This is a genomic window from Paenalcaligenes sp. (assembly GCF_030152715.1).
Taxonomy (GTDB): domain Bacteria; phylum Pseudomonadota; class Gammaproteobacteria; order Burkholderiales; family Burkholderiaceae_B; genus Paenalcaligenes; species Paenalcaligenes hermetiae.
This window is the reverse complement of record NZ_JASLIX010000108.1, coordinates 1-3,671: the sequence shown is the minus strand read 5'-3', so window position 1 is coordinate 3,671 and position 3,671 is coordinate 1. Positions and strand designations below refer to the sequence as shown.

3 protein-coding genes are annotated in these 3,671 nt (G+C 46.4%); 1 reads left to right on the top strand and 2 read right to left on the bottom strand.

All coding sequences use genetic code 11. From position 1 onward, the window contains the following. Positions 1-468 precede the first annotated feature (468 nt). Positions 469-1,929: a ribonuclease G gene (gene rng, locus Q1V74_RS08525; protein WP_300648120.1), complete on the top strand. Its 1,461-nt coding sequence runs from the start codon at positions 469-471 to the stop codon at positions 1,927-1,929. On the opposite strand, the gene Q1V74_RS08520 is transcribed toward rng, so the two are convergent. Further along, on the bottom strand, positions 1,916-2,344 hold the full coding sequence (locus Q1V74_RS08520; protein WP_300648118.1) for a hypothetical protein: 429 nt from the start codon (positions 2,342-2,344) through the stop codon (positions 1,916-1,918). The genes rng and Q1V74_RS08520 overlap by 14 nt on opposite strands. A 9-nt stretch (positions 2,345-2,353) precedes the next feature. Next, the coding region (msbA, locus tag Q1V74_RS08515; RefSeq protein ID WP_300648116.1) for a lipid A export permease/ATP-binding protein MsbA at positions 2,354-3,671 on the bottom strand (1,318 nt) is incomplete at its 5' end.

Below are 3,671 nucleotides of genomic sequence, written 5' to 3'. Positions count from 1 at the left end.
TGAAGCGTTTTTAAATTTTTGTCAACCTGTATTTAGGTGACCCGCTTTATTTTCAAATCAAACATAAAAATTTATGGCTGGCATGCTGCCGTAAACCGGTAAACGTTTAGGTTTGATTCCCTGCGAAAGCATTAAACTATAACACACAACAAAATAAAAAGTAAAGCTTAATTTTGCTGCGCCGCGTTAACCGCGAAAGATTTAAATTATGAAGTAATTTTAATCCTGTGTCAAGCAGCTTAATGCTGAATCTTTCTGACCCGGGTTCCCTGATGCGGGTAAACCCCAAGGGGTGCTGCGAAAGAAAAGTAACTATAGCAAGCCTAAAAAATAAAAGCAAGCTTATTTGAAAATAAAAAAACAAATGGCATACCTAAATCTTATGAGGTGGGCACGCCCCCATACCTATTCATGCTTAAAACCGCTAAGCTAACACTATTACTCTATTTATATAGTTCCTACACACCCATGTCCGAAGATATTCTTATTAATGTTACGCCATTTGAAACCCGCGTTGCACTTGTAGAACAAGGCCAAGTACAAGAACTGCATGTAGAACGAAGCATACAGCGCGGCTATGTGGGCAATATTTACTTAGGCAAAGTTGTGCGGGTTCTGCCTGGGATGCAAAGTGCTTTTATTGAAATTGGTCTAGAGCGAGCAGCTTTTATCCATGTGGCAGACCTGCGACAAAATCGCAAGGAGCGCATTGAGGGAACCCCCCCAACGCCGATTGAAAAGCTCCTATTTGAAGGGCAGTCTCTCATTGTCCAAGTCACCAAAGATCCCATCGGGACCAAAGGTGCGCGACTTTCCACGCAAATTAGTATTGCTGGACGCATGTTGGTCTATCTGCCTTATGATCCCCATATTGGCGTTTCGCAAAAAATCGATGATGAGGCATGCCGACAGCGTCTCAAAGAGCGGGTGCAGCAGCTAGCCGGTACAGAGGAAGGTGGATTTATTGTGCGTACTCAGGCGGAAATCGCTACTGATGAGGAACTACAAACAGACTGTCTGTATCTAAAAAAGCTATGGGGGATTATTTTACAACGCCTAAAAACGCAAGGGAGCCCCTCTACGCTTTACACCGAGCTGCATTTACACCAACGTATTTTGCGCGATGTTGCTTCCCCTTCTACGGATAAGATTATTGTGGACTCGCGGATGGTGTTTCAGCAAATGAAAGAGTGGGCCGAAGTCTACACCCCAGCTTTGGTCGACAAAATCCATCATCATAGCGGTAGCCGCCCCCTATTCGATACAGTACGTGCCGAAGAGGAAATCCAACGAGCCTTATCTAGACGTGTAGATTTAAAATCTGGTGGATATTTAATTATTGATCAAACAGAAGCGCTCACGACGGTGGACGTCAATACAGGAGGCTATGTAGGCGGCAGGAATTTTGGTGATACCATCTTTAAGACAAACCTAGAAGCTACTGTTGCCATCGCCCGTCAGTTACGCTTACGTAATCTAGGTGGGATTATTATTCTGGATTTCATCGACATGGAAAACCCAGAGCACAGAGAATCAGTCCTGGACGAGTTACGTAATGCGGTAGCAAAAGACCGCACCCGCATTACGATTAGCGGTTTTAGCCAGCTAGGTTTGGTTGAAATGACCCGAAAGCGCACACGCGAGTCGCTATCGAATTTACTTTGTGAGCCTTGCCCCACCTGCCAATCTCGCGGCTCGGTGTTAACCGCAAGAAGCGTGTGCTATGAAATCCTAAGAGAAATTCTGCGAGAGGCAAGGCAGTTTAACCCAAAAGAGTTTCGTATCCTTGCCTCTCAAGACGTAGTGGATTTGTTTTTAGAGGAAGAAAGCCAGCATCTTGCTCAAACAGGCGATTTTATAGGGAAGCCTATTTCGCTTGAGGTAGATGCCATGTATTCCCAAGAACAATACGATATTATTTTGTTTTAGAGGGAATGCCTTGGGGGCAACGATCCGGTTTAGCCAAAGCTTGAAGCACCCCCGAAATCAAGGGGGCATTTTTCGCATAATAGCTATACCCCACCACACCTAGCTTACCTGTTGCGTAAGCCGTTAAATCTAGCATGACTTGATCTTTTAAATCGGTAGCCCCCGCTGGCCCATATCGCACCGTGGCAAAGTGTACTTGCAAAGGATCTTTTGTAAATGAGTACTCTATATCACATGCTTGTGCATGCATGTAAAGGCGTCGCTGTACGGTCGGCAAGTCCATATAGATAGGTGTGTCATGGTGTTCATAAATGGGTTTACGTAAATCAAACTCTCGCAAACCGGTATCTGCCGTAGCCATACAACCGCTCATACCAACCGCCAAGGCTATCAGAGCCAATCGCATTTTTTTCATCTTTTTCCCTTAAGTGGTAGCAAACTGCATTTCGTAAAGATTGGCATACACGCCCTGCTGTGCCAAAAGCTCATCATGCGTGCCAGACTCTACAATCTGACCTTCGTCCAAGACAATGATCCGGTCTGCATTTTTGACTGTGGATAAGCGGTGAGCGATCACTAATGTACTACGGTTGCTCATGAGTCGCTCTAAAGAGAGTTGTACCTGACGCTCTGACTCGTTATCCAAAGCTGAAGTGGCCTCATCTAAAATTAAAATTGGAGCGTTTTTTATCAAAGCACGTGCAATAGCTAAGCGTTGGCGCTGTCCCCCTGAAAGGTTCCCGGCCTTTTCCCCCACTTGTGTATGAATACCTTCGGGTAAGGAACGCACAAACTGTGCTAAGTTAGCGGCCTCTAGGGCTTCCCAAACCTTTTCCTCGGGAACATCGGCATAAGCACCATACGCTACATTATCCTTAATACTACCCTCGAAAAGCACCACATCCTGGCTTACAAAGGATTGATGTAAGCGCAAAGAGTGAAGCTGCAGCGCAGAGGCAGGCATATCATCGATAAAGATCTCCCCTTCTGTAGGCTCCACAAAACGCGGCAACATATTAGCAAGCGTAGTTTTACCACTGCCTGAGCGCCCCACTAACGCCACTGTCTGCCCAGGATGAATGGTAAATGACACATCACGAATAGTGAGTTTGTCTTGGTTTGGATAACGGTGTGAGATATGGCGGAACTCGACTTTACCATGGATAGGGGTAGCTAACTGCTGAGTCCCCGTGTCCGCCTCAGGGTCGTAATCCACTAAAGCAAATACACTCTCTGCAGCAGTCAACATTTTTTGCACGGTACCCGTGATATTCGCTAAACGACGAATCGGATCAAACAGCTGGACTAGCGCCGCCATAAAAGCAGCAAACCCCCCCACCGTTAGCCCTTTAGCCGTGGCTTGATACAATGCAACCGCTATGACGGCCGCTACCGCAATAGAAATAAAGAACTGTGTAATCGGCGATAAAGCAGCACTGGCACTAGCCGCTCGCATGGCAAAGCGACGTATACGACCATTCACATACTGAAAGCGCTCAGCTTCGCGCTCGTAGCCATCGAACAGCTTAATGACTCGCTGCCCTTCGATGGTTTCCCCTACTACACGGGTTAGCTCCGCATTCATATCCAAGGCGCCACGGTTAATGCGACGTAAGCGTTTAGAAATAATGCGTGCGGTTATATAAGCCACGGGCAACATCACAAAAACAATCAAGGTCAGCTGCCAAGACATATAAAGCAGTACCGCGATCAATGCCACCACCGTTAAGCTTTCGCGTACC

Coding starts and splice junctions, on each gene's coding strand:
- rng (WP_300648120.1), top strand. CDS start 469: ATGTCCGAAGATATTCTTATTAATGTTACGCCATTTGAAACCCGCGTT.
- Q1V74_RS08520 (WP_300648118.1), bottom strand. CDS start 2,344: ATGAAAAAAATGCGATTGGCTCTGATAGCCTTGGCGGTTGGTATGAGC.